23 protein-coding genes and 1 pseudogene are annotated in these 25549 nt (G+C 46.2%); 17 read left to right on the plus strand and 7 right to left on the minus strand.

What is annotated here, in order from left to right:
* The first annotated feature begins 63 nt into the window (after nt 1-63).
* The 13 genes and pseudogenes from D0A37_RS13965 to D0A37_RS14025 all read left to right on the plus strand — a co-directional run bounded on the left by D0A37_RS13965 (nt 64) and on the right by D0A37_RS14025 (nt 15847).
* Complete coding sequence (locus tag D0A37_RS13965) at nt 64-270, plus strand: hypothetical protein (protein WP_242724992.1); 207 nt, start codon at nt 64-66, stop codon at nt 268-270.
* A 161-nt stretch (nt 271-431) separates the two neighbouring features.
* Nucleotides 432-2075 (plus strand): WD40 domain-containing protein, encoded by a 1644-nt coding sequence (locus D0A37_RS13970; RefSeq protein ID WP_242724995.1) that lies wholly within the window; start codon nt 432-434, stop codon nt 2073-2075.
* A gap of 412 nt (nt 2076-2487) precedes the next feature.
* Nucleotides 2488-3558 (plus strand): annotated as a pseudogene (locus D0A37_RS13975) (ABC transporter ATP-binding protein); the annotation flags it as partial.
* 2596 nt (nt 3559-6154) lie between these two features.
* A complete protein-coding gene (locus D0A37_RS13980; protein WP_242724998.1) occupies nt 6155-6955 on the plus strand; it encodes an ABC transporter permease in 801 nt (266 codons plus the stop codon).
* A 134-nt stretch (nt 6956-7089) separates the two neighbouring features.
* Nucleotides 7090-7992, plus strand: a complete 903-nt coding sequence (locus D0A37_RS13985; RefSeq protein WP_242725001.1) for an Rpn family recombination-promoting nuclease/putative transposase — start codon at nt 7090-7092, stop codon at nt 7990-7992.
* A 44-nt stretch (nt 7993-8036) separates the two neighbouring features.
* Nucleotides 8037-10229: a GldG family protein gene (locus D0A37_RS13990; RefSeq protein ID WP_242725003.1), complete on the plus strand. Its 2193-nt coding sequence runs from the start codon at nt 8037-8039 to the stop codon at nt 10227-10229.
* Between the two features lie 191 nt (nt 10230-10420).
* Nucleotides 10421-11086: a DUF4340 domain-containing protein gene (locus D0A37_RS13995; protein ID WP_242725005.1), complete on the plus strand. Its 666-nt coding sequence runs from the start codon at nt 10421-10423 to the stop codon at nt 11084-11086.
* Between the two features lie 261 nt (nt 11087-11347).
* Nucleotides 11348-12478 (plus strand): ABC transporter ATP-binding protein, encoded by a 1131-nt coding sequence (locus D0A37_RS14000; RefSeq protein ID WP_242725007.1) that lies wholly within the window; start codon nt 11348-11350, stop codon nt 12476-12478.
* Nucleotides 12451-12663, plus strand: a complete 213-nt coding sequence (locus D0A37_RS14005; RefSeq protein ID WP_242725009.1) for a hypothetical protein — start codon at nt 12451-12453, stop codon at nt 12661-12663. Before D0A37_RS14000 ends, D0A37_RS14005 begins: the two co-directional genes overlap by 28 nt.
* Nucleotides 12664-12679: 16 nt before the next feature.
* Nucleotides 12680-13810 (plus strand): ABC transporter substrate-binding protein, encoded by a 1131-nt coding sequence (locus D0A37_RS14010; RefSeq protein WP_242725011.1) that lies wholly within the window; start codon nt 12680-12682, stop codon nt 13808-13810.
* Between the two features lie 154 nt (nt 13811-13964).
* A complete protein-coding gene (locus D0A37_RS14015; protein ID WP_242725013.1) occupies nt 13965-14876 on the plus strand; it encodes an ABC transporter permease in 912 nt (303 codons plus the stop codon).
* Nucleotides 14866-15063, plus strand: coding sequence for a hypothetical protein (locus D0A37_RS14020; protein WP_242725015.1), 198 nt, complete (start codon nt 14866-14868; stop codon nt 15061-15063). Before D0A37_RS14015 ends, D0A37_RS14020 begins: the two co-directional genes overlap by 11 nt.
* Complete coding sequence (locus D0A37_RS14025; protein WP_445242530.1) at nt 15047-15847, plus strand: ABC transporter permease; 801 nt, start codon at nt 15047-15049, stop codon at nt 15845-15847. The genes D0A37_RS14020 and D0A37_RS14025 overlap by 17 nt, the downstream gene beginning before the upstream one ends.
* A gap of 135 nt (nt 15848-15982) precedes the next feature.
* Here the strand turns inward: D0A37_RS14025 and D0A37_RS14030 are convergent, their stop codons facing one another.
* Together D0A37_RS14030 and D0A37_RS14035 are read right to left on the minus strand one after the other, a co-directional pair.
* On the minus strand, nt 15983-16801 hold the full coding sequence (locus D0A37_RS14030; protein WP_242725020.1) for an acyl-CoA desaturase: 819 nt from the start codon (nt 16799-16801) through the stop codon (nt 15983-15985).
* A 359-nt stretch (nt 16802-17160) separates the two neighbouring features.
* Nucleotides 17161-17973, minus strand: coding sequence for an acyl-CoA desaturase (locus D0A37_RS14035; RefSeq protein WP_242725023.1), 813 nt, complete (start codon nt 17971-17973; stop codon nt 17161-17163).
* Between the two features lie 80 nt (nt 17974-18053).
* On the opposite strand from D0A37_RS14035, the gene D0A37_RS14040 reads away from it, so the two are divergent.
* Nucleotides 18054-19286: a methionine gamma-lyase family protein gene (locus tag D0A37_RS14040; protein ID WP_242725026.1), complete on the plus strand. Its 1233-nt coding sequence runs from the start codon at nt 18054-18056 to the stop codon at nt 19284-19286.
* Nucleotides 19287-19476: 190 nt separating this feature from the next.
* On the opposite strand, the gene D0A37_RS14045 is transcribed toward D0A37_RS14040, so the two are convergent.
* Both D0A37_RS14045 and D0A37_RS14050 read right to left on the minus strand, forming a co-directional pair.
* Nucleotides 19477-19794, minus strand: a complete 318-nt coding sequence (locus tag D0A37_RS14045; RefSeq protein ID WP_242725029.1) for a DUF2834 domain-containing protein — start codon at nt 19792-19794, stop codon at nt 19477-19479.
* Between the two features lie 49 nt (nt 19795-19843).
* A complete protein-coding gene (locus D0A37_RS14050; RefSeq protein ID WP_278187202.1) occupies nt 19844-20476 on the minus strand; it encodes a Vat family streptogramin A O-acetyltransferase in 633 nt (210 codons plus the stop codon).
* A 93-nt stretch (nt 20477-20569) separates the two neighbouring features.
* On the opposite strand from D0A37_RS14050, the gene D0A37_RS29030 reads away from it, so the two are divergent.
* From D0A37_RS29030 to D0A37_RS14060, 3 genes are read left to right on the plus strand one after another with little or no spacing between them, the layout of a single operon-like run.
* Nucleotides 20570-20704 (plus strand): hypothetical protein, encoded by a 135-nt coding sequence (locus tag D0A37_RS29030; RefSeq protein WP_278187203.1) that lies wholly within the window; start codon nt 20570-20572, stop codon nt 20702-20704.
* Nucleotides 20705-20712: 8 nt separating this feature from the next.
* Nucleotides 20713-21174, plus strand: a complete 462-nt coding sequence (locus D0A37_RS14055; protein WP_242725033.1) for a GNAT family N-acetyltransferase — start codon at nt 20713-20715, stop codon at nt 21172-21174.
* Nucleotides 21175-21223: 49 nt separating this feature from the next.
* Entirely contained in the window at nt 21224-21595 is a 372-nt protein-coding gene (locus D0A37_RS14060) for a DUF2237 family protein (RefSeq protein WP_242725530.1), read from the plus strand.
* Between the two features lie 119 nt (nt 21596-21714).
* Here the strand turns inward: D0A37_RS14060 and D0A37_RS14065 are convergent, their stop codons facing one another.
* From D0A37_RS14065 to D0A37_RS14075, 3 genes are all read right to left on the minus strand, one after another.
* Entirely contained in the window at nt 21715-22974 is a 1260-nt protein-coding gene (locus tag D0A37_RS14065; protein ID WP_242725035.1) for a leucine-rich repeat domain-containing protein, read from the minus strand.
* Between the two features lie 187 nt (nt 22975-23161).
* Nucleotides 23162-24196: a M28 family peptidase gene (locus D0A37_RS14070; protein ID WP_242725038.1), complete on the minus strand. Its 1035-nt coding sequence runs from the start codon at nt 24194-24196 to the stop codon at nt 23162-23164.
* A 98-nt stretch (nt 24197-24294) separates the two neighbouring features.
* Nucleotides 24295-25497 (minus strand): Coenzyme F420 hydrogenase/dehydrogenase, beta subunit C-terminal domain, encoded by a 1203-nt coding sequence (locus D0A37_RS14075; protein ID WP_242725040.1) that lies wholly within the window; start codon nt 25495-25497, stop codon nt 24295-24297.
* Nucleotides 25498-25549: the final 52 nt, after the last annotated feature.

Raw genomic sequence — 25549 nt, forward strand, 5'->3', positions numbered from 1 at the left:
AGGAAGAAAGTAAATTTTATTTGTGGTATTTTTGCTAAAGTTAAGTGTTTAGGATAAATTTTTATGCAACAAAACCCGATCGCCCGAAAGCATCTTGTTTGGAGCCTGATCACTGGTTTAGCAGTCGGCGCGATCGCAGGCGCACCCCTCGGCTGGATGGCTAATGGGTATTATTCCGATCAGCGTTTGGCTCAAATTCTGATTTGCCGAGAAAAGAATAGAGATCAGCCAGTGGCTATTGTTGAGGCTAGGTGCGGTTCCCGATTCTAAATTTTTCTGCTAGCCAGACGGCTGTGTCAAATATTGTGAGGCTTGTGCGAATGTCGAAAGTTCGATCGCGCAGGCGTTTTGGCGTTGTCAACCGTCAATATGCCACAAACCGGAAAAGTTATCCGTCAGTTGATATGTGGGTATGTTAAATTGACACAATAATGAATTACAGCAGAACAATTCCGGCTATTTTGAGTGCTACGATCGCCCTGAGTTCGATCGCCCTCATCCCACTGACATCACCTCAAATTGCCCTAGCATTAACCGCCGACAAAGTTAAAACCGTTGCCCAACAAATTACTGTTCGCATCCAGGGGCCAAAAGGCGGTTCAGGAGTAATTTTAGAGAAAAAAGGCAGCACATACTATATTCTCACAAACTGGCACGTTGTCGATAAAGCCGGCGATTACGAGGTCGTAACTCCTGACGGCAAAGCTCACTCTGTATACTATAGCCTCGTGCGGCGAGTGCCAGGGATGGATTTAGCCGTCGTGCCCTTCAGCAGCGCTCAAAGCTATCCCCTGGCTCAATTAGCCAATTCCGCAGCAACTAAGGGAAACAAAGCTTATGTGGCCGGCTGGCCGATATCCGGCGGTTCTCTGAGACAGCCGATTTTTCTCGCCACCGAAGGTCAGCTTACCGGTCGCCAAACTCCCTGGAACGGCTATACTTTGGTATACAACAACTTAGTGAGAGCGGGCATGAGTGGCGGCCCGGTGCTCGACGATGCAGGGCGAGTTGTCGCAATTAACGGCATTGTCAGGTTAGAGGATAACTCTGATAAAATTGTGGCGGCGGGGATAGAAATTAATACTTTCAGGAAATGGCGATCGAGTGTTTCGCTGCCAGTAGTTCCCCAATCTCCTACTGCGGGAAACCCGAAAACTCCGGCGAATAATGCGCCTCGCACGCCCGCAAGTGCGATCGCCTTTGCTGCCACAAATACCCTCAAAGGGCCTTCAGAAGTTGTCAGTTCCCTTGCCCTAGCTTCAGCTTATTTTACTACAGGAAATAGCAACGGCACAATCTCAGTTTGGAATTTTCCCAGCGGGCAATTAAAAACTACCCTGCAAGGACACACGGAAGCAGTAAACGCATTGGCCGCGAGTGCGGATGGCAAGGTTTTAGCTAGTGCCAGCGACGACAAAACTGTGAAAATTTGGAATTTAGAAACTGGCGCGGCTGTACGCACTTTAAGCGGGCATTCCAATGCAGTTTCGAGCGTTGCCGTTAGTCCCGACGGTCAATTTGTAGCCAGCGGTAGTTGGGACAAAACGATTAAGATTTGGAACCCGAAAACGGGGCAATTGCTGCGGACTTTGACCGGGCATTCTGGGTTGGTGAATGCTGTTGCAATTAGTCCCGACAACAAAACTTTAGCTAGTGGCAGCAAAGACGGTTCAATTAAGTTGTGGAATTTAGCTACAGGCCAAGCAATTCGCACGATTAGCGGCAAAAACTTGTCTGTTTTGTCGCTAGCTTTTACTCCCGACGGCAAAAGTTTAGCGGCGGGAAACAGCAATGGTACAATCGGTTTGTGGAATGCCGGAAATGGACAGTTAATTAGGCGTTTAAGCGGGCATACCGACGGAGTTTGGTCGGTGGCATTCAGTCGGGATGGCACTACGCTGGTTACTGGCAGTTGGGATAAGAGTGTGAGACTTTGGGATGTGCGATCGGGCGAATTGAGAGGTAATTTGAGCGGTCATGCTGGCTACGTTAGTGCTGTGGCGATTAGCAGCGACGGTAAGACTATTGTTAGTGCGGGTTGGTTGGGGGAAATCAAGATTTGGAAAAGGAGTTGAGATTTTTTTGAACGAACCGCGAAGGCGCGTTAGGCGGAGGGGCGCGTAAGCGCTACTCAAGCTAGAAACAGCCCCGCGTCTGTAGCGAAGCCAGCTACTTGAGGGCTCGGTTAGGCAAAGAATCTACTGGTAGGGTGCGTCAGTTGGTAGCGATTCGATGTACATCGGCTAATCGTTTCCGCCCTGGGCACCCTACTACCTAGCATTTTGTTTCAAAGTCCGATCGACCCTTATGATAGATTTGGTTCTTGCCAGACTACACTGGAAGACAAAATCAAATTAAAAATTTCGCCATAAATTCGATCGACCCGCCGATCGGGCGGGACTCTCCACTTGGTGGAACAGGCGTCCCGCCTGTGGTTGGCAAAGTAAATCTAAAATCTAAAATCTAAAATTGCGTGACTTCTGACAAATGATTGAAGTAGAACACTTAAGCAAAACTTACGGTTCGACCGCAGCGATCGCGGACGTGTCTTTTTCGGTCGAATCAGGAGAAATTCTCGGTTTTTTGGGGCCAAACGGCGCGGGCAAAACCACAACGATGCGGATTTTGTCGGGATATTTGCCGGCATCCAGCGGTACGGCCCGCATCGCCGGCCTGGATGTTCACGAAAACTCGATGGCAGTCAGACAGCGAATCGGCTATCTGCCGGAAAACCCGCCACTGTATCCAGAAATGACTGTGGAAGGGTTTCTGTTTTTTGTCGCCAGGATTAAGCAAGTACCTGCAGGTGATCGCGCGCGACGAGTTACCTCCGCGATCGAACGCTGCGGCCTGGTTGATAAACGCAAAGTTTTAATCCGCAAGCTTTCTAAAGGATTTCGGCAGCGCGTCGGTATCGCGCAGGCGATCGTCCACGATCCGCCGGTCATTATCTTAGACGAACCAACCGTCGGCCTCGACCCCCGACAAATCATCGAAGTCCGCAATTTAATCAAAAGTCTTGGCGGCCAGCACACAATCATCCTTTCCACACACATTCTGCCGGAAGTCAGCATGACTTGCAACCGCGTCACCATCATCAATCGCGGTAAAATCGTCGCTGCGGGTACTCCCGAAAATTTGATGGGAGAGTTGGCGGTGGGAGAGGGCTACGAAGTCGAAGTTGAAGGCGAGGGTGATTTGGTAAACAGTCTGCTGTTGCCTTCTGTGGAAAATTTGCCGGGAGTTCGATCGGTCGAATTGATTCCAAACAATCAATTTTTAGTGGGTCGTTACCGCCTGCGGGCATTGTGCGAAGCCGACATAGAACCCGGACGAGAAATTGCCGCAGCTATCCTCGCCTCTGGATTCGGACTCTGCGAAATGCGTCGCTCTCGCGCTACTCTGGAAGATGTGTTTTTAAGGCTGACAGCGGCTGAAAAGAAACCGGAAGAAAATCTGGTTCACACCGAACCAGAGGTCGATCGAAATCTGCAAGAAGCTGCAGAAATTCAAGACTCGATCACGGATTCTCATCGATCCGAATCGCAACCGATTATCGAAAATCTGCAAGTTTCAGATCGGCAAGAGTCTATCTATGATTCTCATTCAGCATCGGAACCCGTTCCAGAAACTGAAGAGTTGCTTTATGATTCTCATTCAGCATCGGAACCAGTTCTAGAAACTGAAGAGTTGCTTTATGATTCTCATTCAGCATCGGAACCAGTTGCAGAAACCGTAGAGTTGAGAGAACATCCTCAACCAGAATCAGAACCAGTTGCAGAAACCGTAGAGTTGAGAGAACATCCTCAACCAGAATCAGAACCAGTTCCAGAAACCGTAGAGTTGAGAGAACATCCTCAACCAGAATCAGAACCAGTTGCAGAAACCGTAGAGTTGAGAGAACATCCTCAACCAGAATCAGAACCAGTTCCAGAAACCGTAGAGTTGAGAGAACATCCTCAACCAGAATCAGAACCAGTTGCAGAAACCGTAGAGTTGAGAGAACATCCTCAACCAGAATCAGAACCAGTTCCAGAAACCGTACAGCCGATAAAAGGGAAGCATCTCAGTTTGGGTGTCACAGGAACCAGATCATCTTACTCGCTACAGATATCTAAACAAGCAAGCAGGATGCTCACTTTTGTAAAAAATGTTTTTTACAAAAGTGAGATACTCCCGATAGAACCTTCTCCACCAGAACCGATTGTCCAAAATCTAGAAGTTTCAGAAACCGTAGAGTCGATCGAGCATCCTCAACCAGAACCGATAGTCGAAAATCTGCAAGTTGTAGAAACAGTAGAGTCGATCGAGCATCCTCAACCAGAATCAGAACCAGTTGTAGAAACAGTAGAGTCGATCGAGCATCCTCAACCAGAACCGATTGTCGAAAATTTGCAAGTTGTAGAAACAGTAGAGTCGATCGAGCATCCTCAACCAGAACCGATTGTCGAAAATCTGCAAGTTGTAGAAACAGTAGAGTCGATCGAGCATCCTCAACCAGAATCTGAACCAGTTGTAGAAACAGTAGAGTCGATCGAGCATCATCAACCAGAACCGATTGTCGAAAATCTAGAAGTTTCAGAAACAGTAGAGTCGATCGAGCATCATGAACCAGAACCGATTGTCGAAAGGCAAGAGTCGATCGACTATTCTCAACCAGAATCCGAGCCAATTACAGAAACAGCAGAGGAAATAAGCGATTTAGAACCAGGAATGCAACCAGTGGCAGATTTTCTGGAAACTGTAGAAAGACAAGAGTCGATAGAACATCCTCAACCAGAACCGGTTGTGGAAAATCTACTTATTGTAGAAACAGTAGAGTCGATCGAGCATTCTCAACCAGAAAAGATCGAAAATCTAGAAGTTTCAGACACGGTAGAGTCGATCGAGCCTTCTCAGCCAGAACCGGTTGTCGAAAATCTACTCATTGTAGAAACAGTAGAGTCGATCGAGCATCCTCAACCAGAACCGATTGTCGAAAATCTACTTATTGTAGAAACGGTAGAGTCGATCGAGCCTTCTCAGCCAGAACCGATTGTCGAAAATCTAGAAGTTTCAGAAACGGTAGAATCGATCGAGCATCCTCAACCAGAACCGATTGTCGAAAATCTACTTATTGTAGAAACAGTAGAGTCGATCGAGCATCCTCAACCAGAACCGATTGTCGAAAATCTACTTATTGTAGAAACGGTAGAGTCGATCGAGCATCCTCAACCAGAACCGATTGTCGAAAATCTACTCATTATAGAAACAGTAGAGTCGATCGAGCATCCTCAACCAGAACCGATTGTCGAAAATCTACTTATTGTAGAAACAGTAGAGTCGATCGAGCATCCTCAACCAGAACCGATTGTCGAAAATCTACTTATTGTAGAAACAGTAGAGTCGATCGAGCCTTCTCAACCAGAATCCGAACCGATTTTAGATTCACCAAAGTCGATCGAGCATTCTCAACCAGAAGCCGAACCGATTTTAGATTCACCAAAGTCGAGCCAACCTTCTCAACCAGAACCGATTGTCGAAAATCTCGAAGTTTCAGAAACACCAAAGTCGAGCCAACCTTCTCAACCAGAACCGGTTGGCGAAAATCTCGAAGTTTCAGAAACACCAAAGTCGAGCCAACCTTCTCAACCCGAACCGGTTGTCGAAAATCTCGAAGTTTCACAAACACCAAAGTCGATCGACGAGCATTCTCAACCAGAACTGATTGTCGAAAATCTCGAAGTTTCAGAAACACCAAAGTCGAGCCAACCTTCTCAACCAGAACCGATTGTCGAAAATCTCGAAGTTTCAGAAACACCAAAGTCAAGCCAACCTTCTCAGCCAGAATCGGTTGTCGAAAATCTCGAAGTTTCAGAAACACCAAAGTCGAGCCAACCTTCTCAACCAGAACCGGTTGTCGAAAATCTCGAAGTTTCAGAAACACCAAAGTCGAGCCAACCTTCTCAACCAGAATCCCAACCAGTTGTAAAAAAACGGCCACTTAAAAAAAAGCCACAACCGACTAGCGATTCTCAACTAGAACAGCCACCTGTTACCAAAAAGCGACAAATAGAAAGAAAAAAACAGGATAGCGACGGCACCGAAACACCACCCGCAGGCGACTCAGAATGAACCAATTACCAATGCCCAATTACCCATTCCCAATTCCTAAATGTTAGTAATGATTAGTAATATTATCGCAATTTACCGCAAAGAACTACAAAGCTATTTTGCCTCACCATTAGCCTATGCCATAGCAGCAGTCTTTTGGCTAATCACAGGCTACTTTTTGATAGCCATCCTCCTCGCCCCCGACGGGTTAATTCCCCAAATTGGTCAGCGAGACCAAATGGGAATTACCGAACCTCCCATCGACGTAGCCTACGAATTCCTGCAACTCTTCCTGCGAATAATGGGTTCCCTTTCCTTGTTCGTATTACCCGCACTCTCAATGGGACTTTACGCAGAAGAACGCAAACGTGGAACCTTAGAACTATTAGCCACATCGCCCTTAACAAACTGGGCCGTTGCTACCGGCAAACTCCTCGGTGTTTTAACATTTTATACCACAATGTTGCTGCCCCTGCTGTTCTGCGAGGCGATCGCCCTCAGTTCCTCAAACCCACCCGTACCCCTGGGAGTTATTCTGCTAGGACACGGCGGCTTAATATTACTAGCAGCAGGAGTATTATCCCTGGGAATGTTTATTTCCTCCCTCACCGACAGCACAATTTTATCCGCCATCCTCACCTTCGCTCTAGTATTATTTCTCTGGGTGATCGATGCAGCCGCCGTCGCTCTCGGTGGCCCCTTTGGAACAGCATTAGGACATTTGTCGCTCCTAACACATTACACCAATCTTGTCAAGGGAGTTTTTGATACCACCAGTTTAATTATGTTTGCCAGTTACATCATTTTAGGAGTATTTCTAACCGCCCAATCCATCGATGCCTTGCGATATCAGCGTTCTTAGAAAAATCAAGGAAGGGTTCCGGGAATAAAGAGGGGAGAGTCGGAGATTCGGAGATTAAACGAGAGGCCACCAATTCCCCATTCCCAGTTCCTAATTCCCAATTAATGTTAGTTATTCCACTAATTACTTGAAAAATGAGATTTATTAATCCCAAAATCGACTTTGCGTTCAAAAAAATATTCGGTTCCAGCGACAGCAAAGACATCCTGATTAATTTTTTAAACGCCATCCTTTATGAAGCACAGCCGGTCATCGAAGACTTAGAAATAATCGACTCCCCACCAGAACCTCAAACTGTCGCAACCCAAGAGACACACCTAGATGTCAAAGCCACAATTAACGGCGACAGAATCGCCCTCGTTGAAATTCAACTGATCAACGTGCCTTCCTTCGGGAATAGAGTTTTGTACAACGCTGCCAAAAGCTACAGCCAGCAATTAACAGGAAAAGAACGCTACGAAAGGCTAAAAACAGTAATTTCCTTGAAAATTGCCGACTTTGAAATGTTTGAAAATCAGCCGGAATTTATGTCTCGGTTTGTGTTTCAAGAAAAAGAGCAACAATTTGAGTGTCCCGATACTGCAATAGAATTAGTATTTATCGAACTGCCAAAATTTAGCAAGGAATTAGCAGAATTAGAAACAACAGCCGACCAATGGATTTACTTTCTCGAAAATACTAGCACTCTGGAGACAGTACCAGAAACACTCAGTGCAGTTCCCGAAATTCAGAAAGCTTTTAGAATTGCCAGCGAGGACAACTTCAGTCCGGAAGAATTAAATGAATTGCAGAAGCAAGAACTGTGGATTCAAGACCAGCAGATTGCCATAGATTTAGCAAGAGAACAGATGACAAAAACCGCTCAACTATCGTTAATATTGCGTCAGCTAGTGCGACGTTTAGGCACAATACAACCGGAAACCGAAAACTGCATCCGTCAATTAGGTATACAAGAATTAGAAGAACTAGGAGATGCCGTGATCGATTTCAACAAGCCGTCAGATTTAACAGCATGGTTGCAGGCTAATGCGATATAGAATAACATCCTCGAACCGGAATTTTTTCCCTCAATATTTACATTATGAAAATTAGCAAAACAAATTGGAAATACGTTTTTTTGCTGGGCCCCCTCCTCATCGCAGCGGGGGTAACAGCAGCACTTGTATCTGGAGTATGGGACCCCCTGACAGTCGGTTTAGTTATTGCCGGAGCAGTGACGATCGCACTTTGGCTGCTATATTTGAGTTACGAACAAAGCTTTTGGGGGCAGCGTTCCACTCAAGCCAGCACCAACGCCCTGATTGCCACCCTCGCCGTCTTTGTGATTCTCGGAGTAATTAACTTCATAGCCGTTCGCTATCCCGTTCGCATCGACTTAACCGAAAGCCAACAATTTACCCTCGCCCCGCAGACTCAACAAATACTGCGAAACCTGCAACAAACAGTCAAAGTTTGGGTATTTGACCCCACCCAAAATCCCCAAATCAAAGAATTGCTGCAAAACTACAAACGCGAGGGAGGCCAAAAGTTTCAATTCGAGTTTGTTGACCCGCTAGCCCAACCTGGAAAAGCGCGGGAATTTAGCATTACCAGCATCGGGGAAGTTTACCTGCAATCCGGCGACAAAAAACAAGTTCTGCAAAAAGGTGGCACTGCTTTCGGTAGCGACCCAAATCAAGGTCTTTCAGAGATCAAACTTACCAATGCCTTAGAAGAAATCCTGAGCACTCGCGTTGCTACAGTTTACTTTTTGCAAGGCAAAGGAGCCCGCCCGCTACAGGAAGGTCAAGGCGGAATTCAGCAAGCTGAAAAAGCTCTAAAAGATAAATACTACAACGCCCAAACGCTGAATTTGACCGAACGCAAAGAAGTGCCAGAAGATGCAGATGCTTTAATCATTCCTGGGCAGGACAAACCGTTTTCCGATGCAGAAATTAAAGCACTAAGAGCTTATCTCGATCGCGGCGGCAGTGTATTGTTAATGGTAGACCCGGCAACTGATACGGGATTGGACAAGTTGCTGCAAGAATGGGGGGTCAAACTAGACACCCGTTTGGCCATCGATGCTTCGGGCACTGGTCAAAGATTTGGCCTGGGCCCTACGGTTCCCACAGTCAGGCGCTACGGCGAACATCCGATTACTCAAAGTTTTGGCAACGGTATTTCATTTTATCCATTTGCGCGTGCTGTGGAAACCTCGCCAGTAGCAGGGATAGAGGAAAAACCGCTGATTTGGACGAGTCAGGAAAGTTGGGCGGAAAGCGATTTGACGACTAAGAAATTGGAGTTCGATCAAAAGACCGATCGACAAGGCCCGCTATTATTAGGTGTAGCTTTAGTTCGATCGTCCACTGACAGCACTCCCTTAAAGCCCTCACCTTCACCAACACCAACTTCGCCCTCGCCTTCACCCCAAGCCTCACCGACAGATTCACCATCGCCGACAGATTCACCATCGCCGACAGATTCACCATCGCCGACAGATTCACCATCACCGACAACTTTCCCATCGCCGACAGATTCACCATCACCGACAACTTCGCCATCACCGACAACTTTCCCATCGCCGACAGATTCACCATCACCGACAACTTTCCCATCGCCAACAGATTCACCATCACCGACAACTTCGCCATCACCGACAACTTTCCCATCGCCAACAGATTCACCATCGCCGACAACTTCACCATCACCGACAACTTCGCCATCACCGACAACTTTCCCATCACCGACAACTTTCCCATCGCCAACAACTTCACCATCACCGACAACTTCGCCAACAGCTTCCCCAATCAGCTATTCGGTGATTGTCTCGCAAGAAGCTACGCCTCCAGCATTACCGACGACTTCGCCAACACCGGCAGCATCTCCCACAGAATTTCCCACAGAATTTCCCACAGAATCGGCAGAAAGTTCGCCAACACCAACACCCGCAGCATCTCCCGCAGCATCTCCCACAGCATCTCCCAGTCCAACCACAACTCCTTCTGTACCTTCAGCTTCTGGAAAAACATCGCGAATGGTAGTAATTGGCACATCTCAATTTGTGACTAACGGTTGGTTTGACCAACAACTCAATAGCGACGTGTTTCTCAATTCAGTCAGTTGGTTGAGTAAACCCGACCAGCAAAGCTTTTCTATTAGTCCGAAAAAAGCTACCAACCGCCGCCTTAACATGACGGCCATTCAAGTAGGATTGCTGGTTTTAGCTTGGCTAATTTGGCCTTTACTCGGACTGGGAATTGGTGGCGCTATCTGGTGGAAGAGAAGATAAGTTAGTTGACTGTTGATTGTTGACAGTTGACTGTTGTCAGTGGGTAATTGTCAGTTGTCAGTGGGCAATTGTCAGTTGTCATTTGTTAATCCTTTGCTGTGGCTAATAACAAATAACCAATAACATTAATCAACAGTCAACAGTCAACAGTCAACAGTCAACAATGCCCAATGCCCAATGCCCAATGCCCAATGCCCAATGCCCAATTCTCAGTTATTATGAAATTGCAGAAAAATACCTTAGTATTGATAGCCGTCGCGTTGAGCATGACTGGGCTGGTTGCTTTGTTCGAGATGCAAGTGTCTCCGAAACAGGAAGCCGCTAAGGAAGAAAAACAGAAAATTTTTGCTTTTAACTCCGATCGCATACAATTCTTTACAGTCAAAACTCCCGAAAAAATCTTGACTTTTGAACGAGTTTATGCGACAAAAGGAGGCAAGTCTAGCTGGGAAATGAAATTGCCAGTGCAAGCACACGCGAGTCAGGCATCGGTGGATTTTTTGCTAGACAGGCTGGCAACAGGAAAGAGCGATCGCACGATTAATACTACTGCTGCTCAACTGCCAGAATTCGGTCTCGACCAACCCCAAGCTACAGTCACAGTAAAACTGGACAACCAAGAAACTCACCGCCTAGTTTTAGGCAAAACAGACTTTAGCGGCCGCTTCTTGTACGCTCAAGCCAATCCGCCGGAAGCGCCCCCTCAAAATTCAGCCGAAAATTTGCCCGTGCTGCTAGTGCCTTTTGACTTTAAAAATGCCCTCCAGCGACCTTTGTCAGAGTGGAAAAAAGCAGAACCACCCAAAGCAGAGAAACCGCAAAAACCCTCTCCCACGCCAAGTCCTGAGAATCAATAGATGGCCGTTCGATCTGAGTGAGATGTTGCACCATTCTCAATAAGCCTTTTATGAACAGGCTTTCGGGCCTGTTCCACAAAGAGTGAATTTTCTTGTGGAACAGGCCCGAAAGCCTGTTGCTGACAATGGTGCCCTCTGGGATAGAATTTAAAGAACAAATCCCAAAACCTGTTACATCCAACATTCCTCACCTAAAATACAGAAAAGTCTAAACTTAAACTGTATTTAAGTGGCGTGCATTACCCCCAGGAAAGGGCGAATATGTTTCAGACAGCACTCAACCAAGGTACGACAGCAACGGATACAGCGCTTGACGTTGAACTCCGCAAGGTCTTTAAGGTATTTAACGGCGAAACCGCAGTCCGTGGAGTTGACCTCAACATCCGCCAAGGAGAATTTTTTAGCATCCTCGGGCCTAGCGGCTGCGGCAAGACTACGACGCTGCGCTTAATCGCTGGCTTCGAGACTCCCTCGGCGGGCGAATTGATGATTCGTGGCCAGTCGATGACCAACACTCCAGCTTACCGCCGTCCGGTAAATACTGTGTTTCAAAGCTATGCTTTGTTCGGACACATGAATGTCTGGGATAACATCGCTTTTGGATTGCGGATCAAAAAGCTGGGGAAAGCGGAAATTGAAGAACGGGTACGGGAAGTTTTGCAATTGGTGAAAATGGAATCTTTCGCCAACAGGTTTCCCGGTCAAATGTCGGGCGGCCAGCAGCAGCGGGTGGCTTTGGCGAGAGCTCTGGTAAATCGACCGGCGGTTTTGCTGCTGGACGAACCCCTCGGTGCTCTGGATTTGAAGTTGCGGAAGCAGATGCAGTTGGAACTGTCGAATTTGCATCAAGAATTGGGTTTGACTTTTGTGATGGTGACTCACGACCAAGAAGAGGCGATGAGTCTGTCTGACCGGATTGCGGTGATGCACGAGGGGAGGATTGAGCAAATTGGCTCTCCGGAAGAAATTTATGAGTGCCCGCAGACGGCTTTTGTGGCCGATTTTATTGGCGATACGAATTTGTTTGCGGGTACGGTAGAATCGATCGACCGATCGACTATCACAGTTCGCACCTCAGCCAATCTGAAAATAGTCGTTCAGCAGTCGGATATGTGGAGTGGTGTCACAGGCGACTCGGTTGTGGTCAGCGTTCGGCCCGAAAAAGTATATTTGAATCTCTACCAGCCGGAAGTGTCGGTCAACTGTTTTGAAGGGCGGCTCAAAAATACTATGTATATGGGGACGCACGTTCATTACGTGGTTGAGTTGGCGTCGGGCGATAAAATTACGGTGCGCCAGCCAAATACCGGCGGCTCTTTCCCAGACCCGCACACGCCGATTTACGCTTATTGGGGAACTACTGATTGTCTCGCTTTGACCGATCGAGGATAATTGGGAAACGAAGGAAGAAGGAAGAAGGAAAAAGGAAAAAGGAAGAAGGAAAAAAGAAGAAGGAAGAAGGAAGAGGGGGAGAATGGGAGAATTTCCCCATTACCAATTATTCCTTATTACAAATTCTCAAATCTAAAATCGAATTTCCCAATCCCCAATTCCCCAATCTAAAATCTAAAATCTAAAATCTAAAATCTAACTGTGCCTCCGACTAACTTACCAATTTCCAGGATTTTCCCGGCTAATTCTACACGCCGTCAGTTCCTAAAAAATTCGGCGGCGGCAATTTCCGGGTTAGCTGTTTCGAGTTGTGGCTGGCGACTTGCAGACGTACAATCTGCTCCTCCCGTCAAAGGTTCGGCAGACCAACTTTTTATCTATACTTGGGCAGGCTATACCGATGAAGCTTTGCTCGATCGCTTTGCCGAAAAAACCGGCATTCGCGTAGTGGCCGACGTGTTTAGTTCCAACGAAGAGATGCTGGCGAGAGTTCAAGCCGGGGGCGGCCGCGCCTACAGCATCATTTACCCGTCTGACTACATGGTGGTTCAAATGACGGAACTCGGGCTGTTGATCCCATTAGACCAGTCGATTTTGGGCGGGATCGATCGGCTCAGAAAACAGTTCCAAAACCCTGTATATGACCCAGGGAACCGCTACAGCGTGCCTTTGAGTTGGGGAACCACCGGCTTGATTTACAACAGCGAACAACTCAAAGAAGCTCCTGAAGATTGGAACTATTTGTGGGAGCACAAACAGGAGTTAGCAAGGCGAATGACCCTGGCTAGTGATGTTCGAGAAGTCATGGGCGCTGCGTTGCGGATGCTGGGCTATTCTCTGAATTCTACCAACGCAGAGCACGTGAAACAAGCTTACGAAAAGTTGGTGGAACTCAAACCGGCGATCGCATCTTTTACTACTGATGCTTGGCGACCTCAAATGCTGACGGGGGATTTGAAGGTAGCTATGTGTTATTCTTCTGATGCTAATGAAGTAATTTCAGATAACGATAAATTGAAGTATGTCGTCCCCAAAAGCGGTTCTTCTCTGTGGACTGACACTTTAGTAATTCCTAAAGGTGCTCCCAATCCCGAAGCAGCTTATCAATGGATTAACTTTATGCTGCAACCCGATGTCGCTGCTTCTTTAGTAGAGCGACTCAGTTTTTCAACTCCTTTGGAAGATGCTTTTACTTTGTTGCCGCCGGAAGTCCGCCAAAACGACATTCTTTTCCCTCCGGCATCTGTTTTGAAAAAGTGCGAAGGTGTGGCTCCGGTAGGGAAATTTATGGAAGTGTACGATCGCTATTGGACTAAATTAACCAGCGGCTAATCATCAAACCGAGGGCGGGTTTTACAGGCAATCTCTAATTATAACCCACTATTTACACAAGCTCGCCCCCGCACAGCCGATCGCCGACTCTATCCGTATTATATCCGCGTTAATCCGCATTCATCAGCGGTTAAAAACTCAAAAAAATTGATCTATGGCTGTTTCAACTAGAACTCCCCCTCCTATTCCTCCCAATTCTTCTTTGAAGGCTGAAACGGTTTCCCCGTGGTCGGCGTGGGCTGGGCCACTGGCCTTGCTGGGCCCTTCTGGCTTGTTGCTGCTTTTATTATTAGTCATACCAACTTTGGTGATTTTTCAGCTTAGTTTGGTGCCGAATATTAAGCCGGGAGATTTGGTGAATCCTTCGGGAATCGGCAATTACCTGCGAGTGTTTGAGCCACTGAATTTACAGGTGATTGGTCGATCGCTCTATTTCGCAACGGGGACTACTATTCTGTGTTTGCTGCTGGGATTTCCCGTCGCTTACTGGATCGCCCTCAATGTCTCGAAAAAGTGGCGGAATTTAACTTTGTTAGGGTTTGTGTTGCCGCTGTGGACTTCTTCGCTGTTGCGATCGTATGCTTGGATTACAATTCTGCGTCCTACGGGGGTTCTCAACTCGCTGCTGGCACTTGTAGGCATTCCTCCTCTGGAATTGCTTAATCAAAGTTCCGCAGTTTTAATCGGCATGGCTTACAGTTATTTGCCTTATATAGTGACCATTCTCTACGCTTCTTTGGAAAAGTTAGACCGCAGGTTGCTAGAAGCATCTCAGGATTTGGGCGCGAATCCAGTGGAAACTTTCTGGAAAGTGACAGTACCTCAGACCATGCCGGGAATTGCTGCGGGTTCTTTGCTAGTATTTATTAGCAGTTTGGGCGATTTTGTCGATCCCGAGTTGCTCGGTGGAGCTTCGAGTATGACGGCAGCTCGTTTGATTTACAATCAGTTTTTGGGGGCGACTCAAAATTGGGGGCTGGGTTCGGCTCTGAGTATGGTATTAATCTTTGCAGTGAGTATCGGAATTGCCCTTTTGCTCAAATATGGCGATCGTAATGCAGTTTAGGATGTTGAAGGAAGAAGGAAGAAGGAAGAAGGAAGAAGGAAGAAGGAAGAAGGAAGAAGGAAGAAGGAAGAAGGAAGAAAACAATCCTAACCAATTAACAATTACCAATTACCGATTACCGAGAAATGGAAAAGACAGCCGAAAATCCACAGGAGGAAATACAAGCCGATATGTACTTAAAACCTAAATTTAAGATTTCTTGGCAGGTGATATTTGCCGTTGTGATGTTTTTTTATATGTACCTGCCCATCCTGGTACTCACATTTTACAGCTTTAACAAATCGCGTTTTAGCGCCGGCTGGGAAGGATTTACTTTAGATTGGTACGTTAAATTATTTAGCGATACGCGGATTTTAATTGCCCTGAGAAACAGTTTAACAGTGGCTGTTTGTGCAGTTGCAATCTCGGCGGTACTCGGCACTTTGATGGCCGTTGGTTTAGCCCGCTACCGCTTTCCTGGCAAGAATTTATATCAGGGAGTTTCCTACTTGCCGATTATTATTCCAGATATTGCGACCGCAGTTGCTACTCTGGTATTTTTAGCGGCCCTGGCTATTCCTCTGAGTTTGTGGACAATTGTCGCCGCTCACATTGTGTTTTGTCTGGCTTACATCGCCCTAGCTGTTTCTACTAGATTGGCCGATTTAAACCCGTATTTAGAAGAGGCTGCCTTGGATTTGGGTGCAACGCCTGTTGAAGCTTTTATTCAGGTTTTGCTCCCTCAATTAATACCCGGAATTGTTTCAGGTTGTCTGCTGTCTTTTGTCCTCAGCATGGACGATTTTTTGATTGCGAGTTTTACCGCAGGTAGCGGGACTACAACTCTGCCGATGGAAATTTTTAGCCGGATTCGGACTGGAGTAAAACCTGATATTAATGCTTTGAGCGTGCTGTTGATAGTAGGTTCGGGAGGATTGGCGTTTTTAGCGGAATATTTGCGTGGTCGAGGCGAGCAAAAACGGGCTCATTAGTCATTGGTCATTGGTCATTGGTCATTGGTTATTACTCACCAAAAAACCCGGTTTCTTAAAGAAACCGGGTTTCTGAGGCGGTAAGGTACGCAGTTGACAGCCTACAGACGTTCTGCCTCTAGGACCCAATTGCTGCTATTTTGCTGCTGGTAATTTCACCTTAGTAGCCAAGCCTAGTGCTTCCAAAACTTGAATAGTCATCCAAGTGAAGTCAATTTCCCACTTTTCCATCCCGTGACGCGCAGAGTATTGATAAGCATGGTGGTTGTTGTGCCAGCCTTCACCGTAAGTCAGGACAGCCACCCACCAACAGTTAGTAGAACTATCGTTTGTTTCGTAGGTGCGGTAGCCAAATTTGTGAGTGGCGCTGTTAACAAACCAGGTGCAGTGATACACCAAAACTAAGCGTACAAAAATTACCCACACTACAAACGGCCAGCCTGCTGCTAAGTAAAGCAAGACGCCAAAGACGATTTGCATCGGGAGAAAGTAGTTTTGCAAAAATTGGTAAAATGGATCGCTCGAAATGTCTTTTGTGCAGCGGGAAATTTCAGCGTGAGCTGGACCTTTATATAGCATCCAGCCGATGTGACTCCACCAAAAACCCTTTTGGGCATTGTGAGGGTCGAGCGCATTTTGGTCAGAGTGGGTGTGGTGCAATCGGTGCAGCCCAACCCAATCAATTATTCCTCCTTGACAGGCAAGGGCTCCACAAAATGCTAGAAAGTATTCTACGAATTTTGGTGTCTGAAAACTGCGGTGGGTGAGCATACGATGCCATCCGAGAGTTATTCCCAAACCGCCGGTTATCCAGTGCATGAATACTGTTAAACCAACTGCCGTCCAATTGAAGTTACTGGGTAGCAGTGCGAACAAAGCGCCGATATGAAGTCCTGCTAAACTAATAACGTGCTTCCAATTGTATTGGAGTTTTTCTGGCGTTGCAATTGTCATTCTCTTTTTGATTTCTGATGAGATCCCGAGCTGAATTCACGCATAATAGTTTGGATTGAACAGTGAACTTTTTTGCTGCACTCTTGCCCAAACTAATAAATAATGAATGATAGATTTTGGATTAGGATTGAAAATTTTTACCGTTTTGTCTTGACAATAAAAAATTTGGATGCTAAACAAAATTTTCTCTTCCCAAATCTATTATAACTGATTCGGGTTTTGGTTGGGTCGATCGCACCAGAGGATGCGAGGTTACTTCAACCCAACCTGTATGCGATCGCAAAAAACAGGATTAGACATTGGTCACGAGCCATTAGTCCAGAACTGATGACCTACAACCAATGACTAATTGCCGATCGCTATTTTTCGGCTAATTTCACTTTGGTTGCCAAACCAAGTGCTTGCAGCAGTTGAATTGTCATCCAGGTGAAGTCGATTTCCCACCATTGAAGACCGTGGCGAGCTGAGTATTGAAAGGCGTGGTGGTTGTTGTGCCAGCCTTCACCGTAGGTGAGCAGGGCAACCCACCAGCAGTTCGTCGATCCATCGCCCGACTCGTAGGTGCGGTAGCCAAATTTGTGGGTAGCGCTGTTAACCAGCCAAGTGCAGTGGAACACCACCACGATCCGCATAAATACGCCCCAAACCACGAAAGACCAGCCGCCTAATAAATAAAGCAACACACCGAAGACAACTTGGATGGGGATAAAATATGCTTGGAGAAACTTGTATACTGGGTCGTCGCTGATGTCTTTAGTAAAGCGAGGGATTTCCACTCTGATGGGCAGATCCGAGAGCATCCAGCCCATGTGGCTCCACCAGAAGCCTTGATTGGAATCGTGGGGATCGGTTTCGGTGTCGGAATGTATGTGGTGTAACCGGTGCATTCCTACCCAGTCGATCGGGCCACCTTCACAGGAAAGAGTACCGCAAATAACTAGAAAATACTCTAGCCATTTCGGTGTTTGAAAACTGCGGTGGGTGACTAGGCGGTGATATCCCAGAGTAATTCCTAAACCACCTGTTACCCAATGCAGAAAGACTGCTAGCCCAACCGCAGACCAGCTAAAGTTACCAGGCAGCAAAGCAAATAAAGCACCGATGTGCAGAAAGGCCATAAAGCCTACGACAGGCCAATCAGGAGAAGTTTTTTTGGAAGTTGCAATCGTCATGAATATATTATGTTTACAAACTAGGGGCCGCATCTACGCCATAATGAACAGCGCGCACGCAACTGGTGAGCGAGGTATAGATGAATAGCGTTTCACGGCTACAGGAAGCAGAACAGGCACTCTTTCAGATTTTTTCTGGTATTGACACTACAGTCAAGCAAAATCTTCAACGAGTCTTAAAAGCTTTTCGCAGCCACCGGGTTGGAGTCCACCATTTTGCAGGGGTTACGGGTTACGGCCACGATGATTTGGGTCGAGAGACTTTGGACGGGTTATTTGCCGAAGTGGTAGGGGCAGAGGCGGCGGCTGTCCGGGTACAGTTTGTTTCGGGTACTCACGCGATCGCCTGTGCTCTTTTTGGCATCCTGCGTCCTGGTGATGAAATGTTGGCAGTGGCTGGTTCTCCCTACGATACTTTAGAAGAAGTGATCGGCTTGCGGGGGCAAGGTCAAGGTTCACTGCTTGAGTTTGGCATTAGTTACCGTGAGTTGCCTCTAACTCGCGAAGGAAGTTTGGATTGGCAGGCATTGAGCTCTACTATTTCAGCAAAGACTCGCCTGGTTTTTATCCAGCGCTCTTGCGGCTATTCTTGGCGGTGCAGTTTGTCTATTTCTGAGATTGAAAAAATCGTCGCCGTAGTCAAACATCAGAATCCTAACACAATTTGCTTTGTTGATAATTGTTACGGGGAGTTTGTCGAGGATTGCGAACCTACTGCTGTGGGTGCGGATCTGATGGCTGGTTCTTTAATCAAAAATCCGGGGGGTACGATCGTCCCTGCTGGGGGTTACGTTGCCGGCAGGGCTGATTTGGTGGAGGCGGCAACTTGTCGCTTGACGGCACCGGGAATTGGCAGCAGTGGGGGCGCTACTTTTGACTTGAATCGCTTGCTGTTTCAGGGTCTTTTTTTGGCTCCCGGGTTGGTGGGAGAGGCGATCAAAGGAAATCATTTAACGGCTTATGTTTTTTATAAGTTGGGTTATCGAGTGAATCCTATGCCTTTGGCTAGAAGACGAGATGTGATTCAGGCGATCGAATTCGGTTCTGCTGATAAGTTAATTGCTTTTTGTCGGGCGGTTCAGCAAAATTCCCCCGTCGGTTCCTATTTAGATCCCGTGCCGGCTCCGATGCACGGGTACGAGAGTCAGTTGGTGATGGCTGGGGGTACTTTTATTGATGGGAGTACGTCGGAGTTTTCGGCTGACGGGCCTCTCCGGGAGCCTTACGTGGCTTTTTGTCAGGGGGGGACTCATTGGACTCATGTATCGATCGCTCTTGAGGATGCGATCGAGGCTGTGGGCCCAGCTAAGTAAGTTGTAGGGGCAGTGCCTCTTGGCGTAGGGGTGCTCCTTGTTCTTCGCTGAGTTTTGAATTAAAGAGTAGATTTTTTGCAAGAATCGGAGGATTTTTAACCGCAGATGCACGCAGATTGACGCTGATGTTGGGTTTTTAGATTGTGTAGGTTGGGTTTAGCGGAAGCCAAACCCAATAACTACAAAACTCTCAAGGTGTTTCTTCAAGTTGGCGCTGCCGCATTAGAAGAAATAAAGGCAAACCCAGGGAAACACCCACCAGTAAGTTACTGGCAATATAAATCCACAAATTTTTCATTTTTAGACGCGAACCTTCGCTAAATACAAAAGTACCAAAAACCAGGGAGGACACTATTACATCCATGCCGAAAAAACCGGAAATTTGATTTGCAAACAAGTCCCTGAAGAAAGCGTTAATATTCAACCCTTCTTCTAAGAGAAACGGGACAAGCTGGGAGTAGGGCAAAGCAGTGCCTAGAATACAGAGGATTAAGTACGCAATTTTCAAGATTTTGAAACCTCCAGTTTGTTAATTAAAAATCGCTGTATTTGGGAGTTTACTCAGCATTGCTGAGTGCTTGAATATCGCTTTGCATAATGATGCTGACATTGCGCGAAATCTTGTCGATTTCCCAATCCCACCACCGAATTTCTAAGAGTTGTGCAATTTCAGCATCGCTAAAACGCTGTTTGATTGGATGGGCGGGATTTCCACCCACAACGGTGTAAGCGGGAATGTCTTTTACTACAACGGATTTGGCGGCAATGACGGCACCGTCGCCGATTTTGACTCCGGGCATAATCAGGGATTCATAGCCGATCCAAACATCATTGCCAATGACGGTATCGCCTTTACTTGGCAGTTCCATTAATAAATTCATGGCTGTTTCCCAACCTTTCCCAAAAACAGGAAAAGGATAAGTTGAAATGCCGTCTATTTTGTGATTTGCACCGTTCATTATGAATTTGACGTTGGTGGCGATCGCACAAAATTTGCCAATAATTAATCGATCGTTTCCGTAGTTATAAAGTACATTTCTTTCAAAGTTTTCTGGATCTATTGGATCGTCGTAATATGAGTAATCACCGACGATAATGTTGGGGGATTTAATAAAGTTTTTGATGAAGCATACGCGCCGCCAGTCTGCCATCGGATAAGGTCGGTTTGGATCGGGCCCAATTTCTGTCATAAGTTTAAATCCTGATTCGTTAAGCTGCTGGATTTATGTAGTGTTAATTCGAGTGAGGTTTGCTTCTGCTTCATTAACATAGAGTAATAGAGTTTGTCAAGGGGTGGGCGAGAAATTTTGGGTCGATCGCCCTGCCAGAAATCAGACAAAATGGTAAAAGCCAACATCCATCATCGTTCCGAAGCGGTTAAAAATCCCAAATTAATATTAAAGAAGCGATCGCAGTGAGATAATTTATGAGAGTACGAACCTACGAAATCGGTGATACCCAACAAATTGTAAAACTGTTTTACGACACCGTACACGAAGTAAACATCCGCGATTACACACAAGCACAAGTAGATGCTTGGGCACCAGCAGATATGGATATCGAAAGTTGGACTAAAAGTTTAAGCAGTAAATTTACTTTCGTAGCAGAAGAGGGCGATCAAATTGCAGGTTTTGGGGAATTAGAAGCAAGCGGCCATATCGATCGCTTTTACTGTCATCAAGATTTTCAAAGGCAAGGAGTTGGCAGGCTAATTTTAAAACAAATTGAGTCAAAAGCCCAAGACTTAGGAATTAACAAGTTATTTACCGAAGCCAGCATTACAGCTCGACCTTTTTTTGAAAGCCAGGGATTTATTGTGATTAGAAAACAAGAAGTAGAACGGCGAGGACAACAATTCATCAACTTTGTCATGGAAAAAAATATATAAACAACGATTTGTGTAAAATTAGATCCAAGTGTTTTACTCAGGAGTTGCGATGGTGACGGAAGCTACAAATGTGCTGGGCGGAAAATTAGAGACTTGCTGCACTTCGCCCATGACAGGATATTATCGGGACGGCAAATGCAATACAGGTGGTGGCGACTTTGGGGCTCACACCGTTTGTGCTCAACTGACAGAAGAGTTTTTGCAATTCACTAAATCGAACGGAAATGATTTGAGCACTCCGGTTCCCGAATTTAACTTTCCCGGTTTGAAGCCTGGGGATTGCTGGTGTTTGTGTGCGTCTCGGTGGAAGGAAGCAATGGATGCTGGATGTGCGCCGCTTGTGGTTTTGGCTGCGACTCACGCCTTAACTTTGGAATACGTTTCTTTGGATGAATTGAAGCAGCACGCTGCTGATTTGTAGGAGGATGTTGGTGTGCGATCGCTTTTAGTCAATAAGGGCGATCGGGTTTTTCTAATGAATATCAAATTTATCATTCGCAACTCAAATATTTAAGTGCGATCGGGCGTCACTGTAAAGTTTTATGGTTGAGTTTGTGGTTGCCACTTACAGATAGACTCTGGTTTGAGAGGGCAAGTTTTGGGAGCGATCGGATTTCCGCTGAGCCTGATTTCAGTCAGTTTAGTCAAAGATTCTAGCGGTTTGATGTCGCTGATTTGATTGTTGGCGAGGACGAGCTCCGTCAGGTTAGTCAAGGATTCGAGCGGTTTGATGTCGCTGATTTGATTGTCGCCGAGGACGAGACTTGTCAGGTTAGTCAAGGATTCTAGCAGTTTGATGTCGCTGATTTGATTGTTGTAGAGGACGAGACCTGTCAGGTTAGTCAAGGATTCTAGCGGTTTGATGTCGCTGATTGGATTGTTGGCGAGATTGAGCGAAGTCAGGTTAGTCAAGGATTCTAGCGGTTTGATGTCGCTGATTTGATTGTGGTCGAGGGTGAGATTTGTCAGGTTAGTCAAGGATTCTAGCGGTTTGATGTCGCTGATTTGATTGTTGCGGAGCTCGATCCCATTCAGGTTAGTCAAGGATTCTAGCGGTTTGATGTCGCTGATTTGATTGTGGTCGAGGTTGAGATAAGTCAGGTTAGTCAAGGATTCTAGCGGTTTGATGTCGCTGATTTTATTTTTGCCGAGGAGGAGCACAGTCAGGTTAGTCAAGGATTCTAGCGGTTTAATGTCGCTGATAGGATTTTTTACGAGTAAGAGCCGAGTCAGTTTAGTCAAGGATTCTAGCGGTTTGATGTCGCTGATTTTATTGTTTTCGAGTAAGAGCAGAGTCAGGTTAGTCAAGGATTCTAGCGGTTTGATGTCGCTGATAGGAGTGTTTTCGAGGACGAGAGTTGTCAGGTTAGTCAAGGATTCTAGCGGTTTGATGTCGCTGATAGGATTGTTGCTGAGACCGAGCCCCGTCAGGTTAGTCAAGGATTCTAGGGGTTTGATGTCGCTGATTTTATTGTTGTCGAGGAAGAGAGACGTGAAACTCGAAAGTTTTTGATTAGCCGCATCGCAGTCAGTAGTCTCAGCTTTCTGCAACAGCACCTCAACAGTATGTTTAGCTTCAGGAGTCAAAGAACCTTTTTTGCGACACCAATCAGCAAATGTTGGTCCAGTTTTTTTCGGTTGCGGTTCAGAGACTAACGCGGAAGGTCTATTGTTTCCCGGTTGCGAATTGGAAATTAACTCGGAAGGTCTATTTCCACATGATGCTAGGACGATCGCACAACAAGTAAGTGCGATCGACTTTGGTAAATTCATGTGTTTGTGTGCAACTATAAGTGTCATAATCTTTTACCTCTAATTTTCCCAACTGTATACAACAAAGACACTGCCTTACCGTGTCCGTGCAAAACATCTATTACAAACTCTCTGAATCACCTCACTCAGGCAACTTATACTAATTTTTAGGTGGGTCATTTTGCCTGATATTCTATGCCCAGCGAGATATTTCCCCGCTGGGCACCCTACGCAACTAATTAATATTAATTCCCACCAAATCTGCCACAACTTTCTCCAATCCAGCTATCACCTTCGTCGTCCGTTCCCAGTCAACCTTATCGGGTGTATCTTGCGCCGTGTGATAGTAAGGATAGCGATAGGGAGCAGTATCTGTCACCATCAGCCCTGGATAACCATGTTGCCAAAAAGACCATTGATCAGACCAACCCACACCAGGAATGCCACCCGGAATTGCCGCACCTTCCGAGGGAAATTCAGCATGGCGGCGGAAAGATGCGATCGCCTCTCTAACCAATTTACTTGAGGATGTATTGCCAATAAATCCGATAAAATTTCCCGAGGTAGGATAAAACAGGTTTAATGGTGCTGGATATTTCTGACTGTTTTTGGCATCTGAGTAATAACCAATTGTTTCTAAACTGAGCATCGAAACAATTTTTTCATTACGCTCTCTGCATCTTTTCGCATAAACCAAACTCCCCATATCAGCAGTCCAGAAAAAAGGCGGTTCCTCATTCACAAACTCAACAAAACGCACAGTTTTTTCAGGCTTTTTACCTGCAAACATTCTCGCTAAAGCCAGAACTCCCGCCGCCCCAGTTGCGTTATCATTTGCCCCTGGACTACCCACCACAGAATCATAATGTGCCCCAATTACAACAATTTCCTCTGCCTTTTTTCCCCCGGGAATCTCCACTTCTATGTTATAATAAAATTTATCATCAATTTTATATCCTTGTCGTTCAACTTTATAGCCAGCAGTTTGAAATGAGGCTTCGAGAAAGTCAGCAGCTTCTCCAAGTTTTTGATATTGTATAAAGTTGCGCTCTCCGATTTCACCAGAGAGCTTTTCCACATCGCGCTGTAAAGCATCTCGGAGCGAGATTTCCTGTGCTGTTAAAGGGGGAATTGTCCCGCTGTAGCTTTTCCCGGGCATTGCAATCATACTCAACCATATCCCACTAATTAGACTAATTAAGATCGTACTAAAAATAGCCAGTCTAGTTAACGTTCTGCGATTCCATAATTCGATTGTTCCCAAGTGCATTTGTTTTCTATCTTTGGCTATCCTTGAGTAGCAGGGTGCGTCAGTTAGCGTTATTTTTTCCATAATCCAACAGCTCCTGACTGACGCACCCTACAAGTTTACACATCTGGTAACTTATACTGCCCCACAATCCGCTTAGCATATTCCGGCACATGAGCCTCTAATTTCTCCGGGTAATTGCGCTTCACGTACAGATAATTGCGAGTGAAATGAGAATCAATTGAAAAACGGGCATATTCCAAACCCTTCGGCCCAATTCTCTCAATAAACACTCCCATTAACTTCGCCGCCCACATTGGCAAAGTCACTCCTTTTTCATAAGCCGGAATGCTTTGCTGAACCGCCTCTTTTCTGTTTCCCTGAGACATCACCGGCTGAGTATTTAACTGATCCGTTACCAAATCTAACATCTCTTGCCCCGTGTCATTTCGCACTACAATCCACTGCCAACCAAAAGGTGCGCCCATGTAGCCCACAACTAAATCGGCTAAAGAATTCACATAATCAAAACAGCTCAAACAAGAAGGAGCAAAAACATCTTTCAATTCCTTAGTATTGAGTCCGAAAAACGGCACTTTCTCGCTCGAACCATCTTCGTGTTTGAAGTGAACGTTAAAGTCTTGCATAAACTCGTAAGAAACCACTGTTTCAGGAGAGCGGCTAGTCGTGTCTAGGAATTTCTGCAAGCCCGCGCGGCTGACATTATCGACACAGGGAGTTCCCAAAACGTAGAGCTTTTCTAAACCGAGTTTTTTCTCGACTGTTCGCAAGGCTTGAATTTGACAGCCGACGCCAATTACTAACAGTCGCTTCATCCCCGATTGTTCGATTTGTTCTAATACTGAAAGATTGGGAGAGAGAGTTGGTTTGTTAACTTTTGCTGCCAGAATTTCTTCGCGATTTCTAGCAATAATCGGCATCGGCTGAAAGCGGTCTTCCTTAGTATTTTGGACGCAAACAACGCCTTCTACAATTCCTTTTTCGAGCATTTCAATGGCAATTGTGCTGACGATTCCCGTCCACTGAGCGCCCTCGATCGGCTCTTTTTTCCGAGCAGCCATCATATTTTGACTGACTCCGAAATACCAATCGTCGGGATTGTCGAGATTGCGCGATCGCCCGTGAATCTCTGCTTCTAATTCCGCGATATGCTGTGTTAAGAAAGCACAAGATTCCTTGACATAATGGATGTAATATGTATCGCACAAACCGCACTCGCTGCACAGTTCTTTAGCGGGGCGGCGGCTACCCGGTTTGAGGGCCTTGGATTTTTGGTGTTTAGTAGAATCTGTTGCGGTCATGTAAATTACTTATTTTATGCAGATATGGCTTTTGTTAGGATATCACAGCCAT

Origin of the sequence: Microcoleus vaginatus HSN003 (genome assembly GCF_022701255.1) — a bacterium.
GTDB classification, from domain to species: domain Bacteria; phylum Cyanobacteriota; class Cyanobacteriia; order Cyanobacteriales; family Microcoleaceae; genus Microcoleus; species Microcoleus vaginatus_B.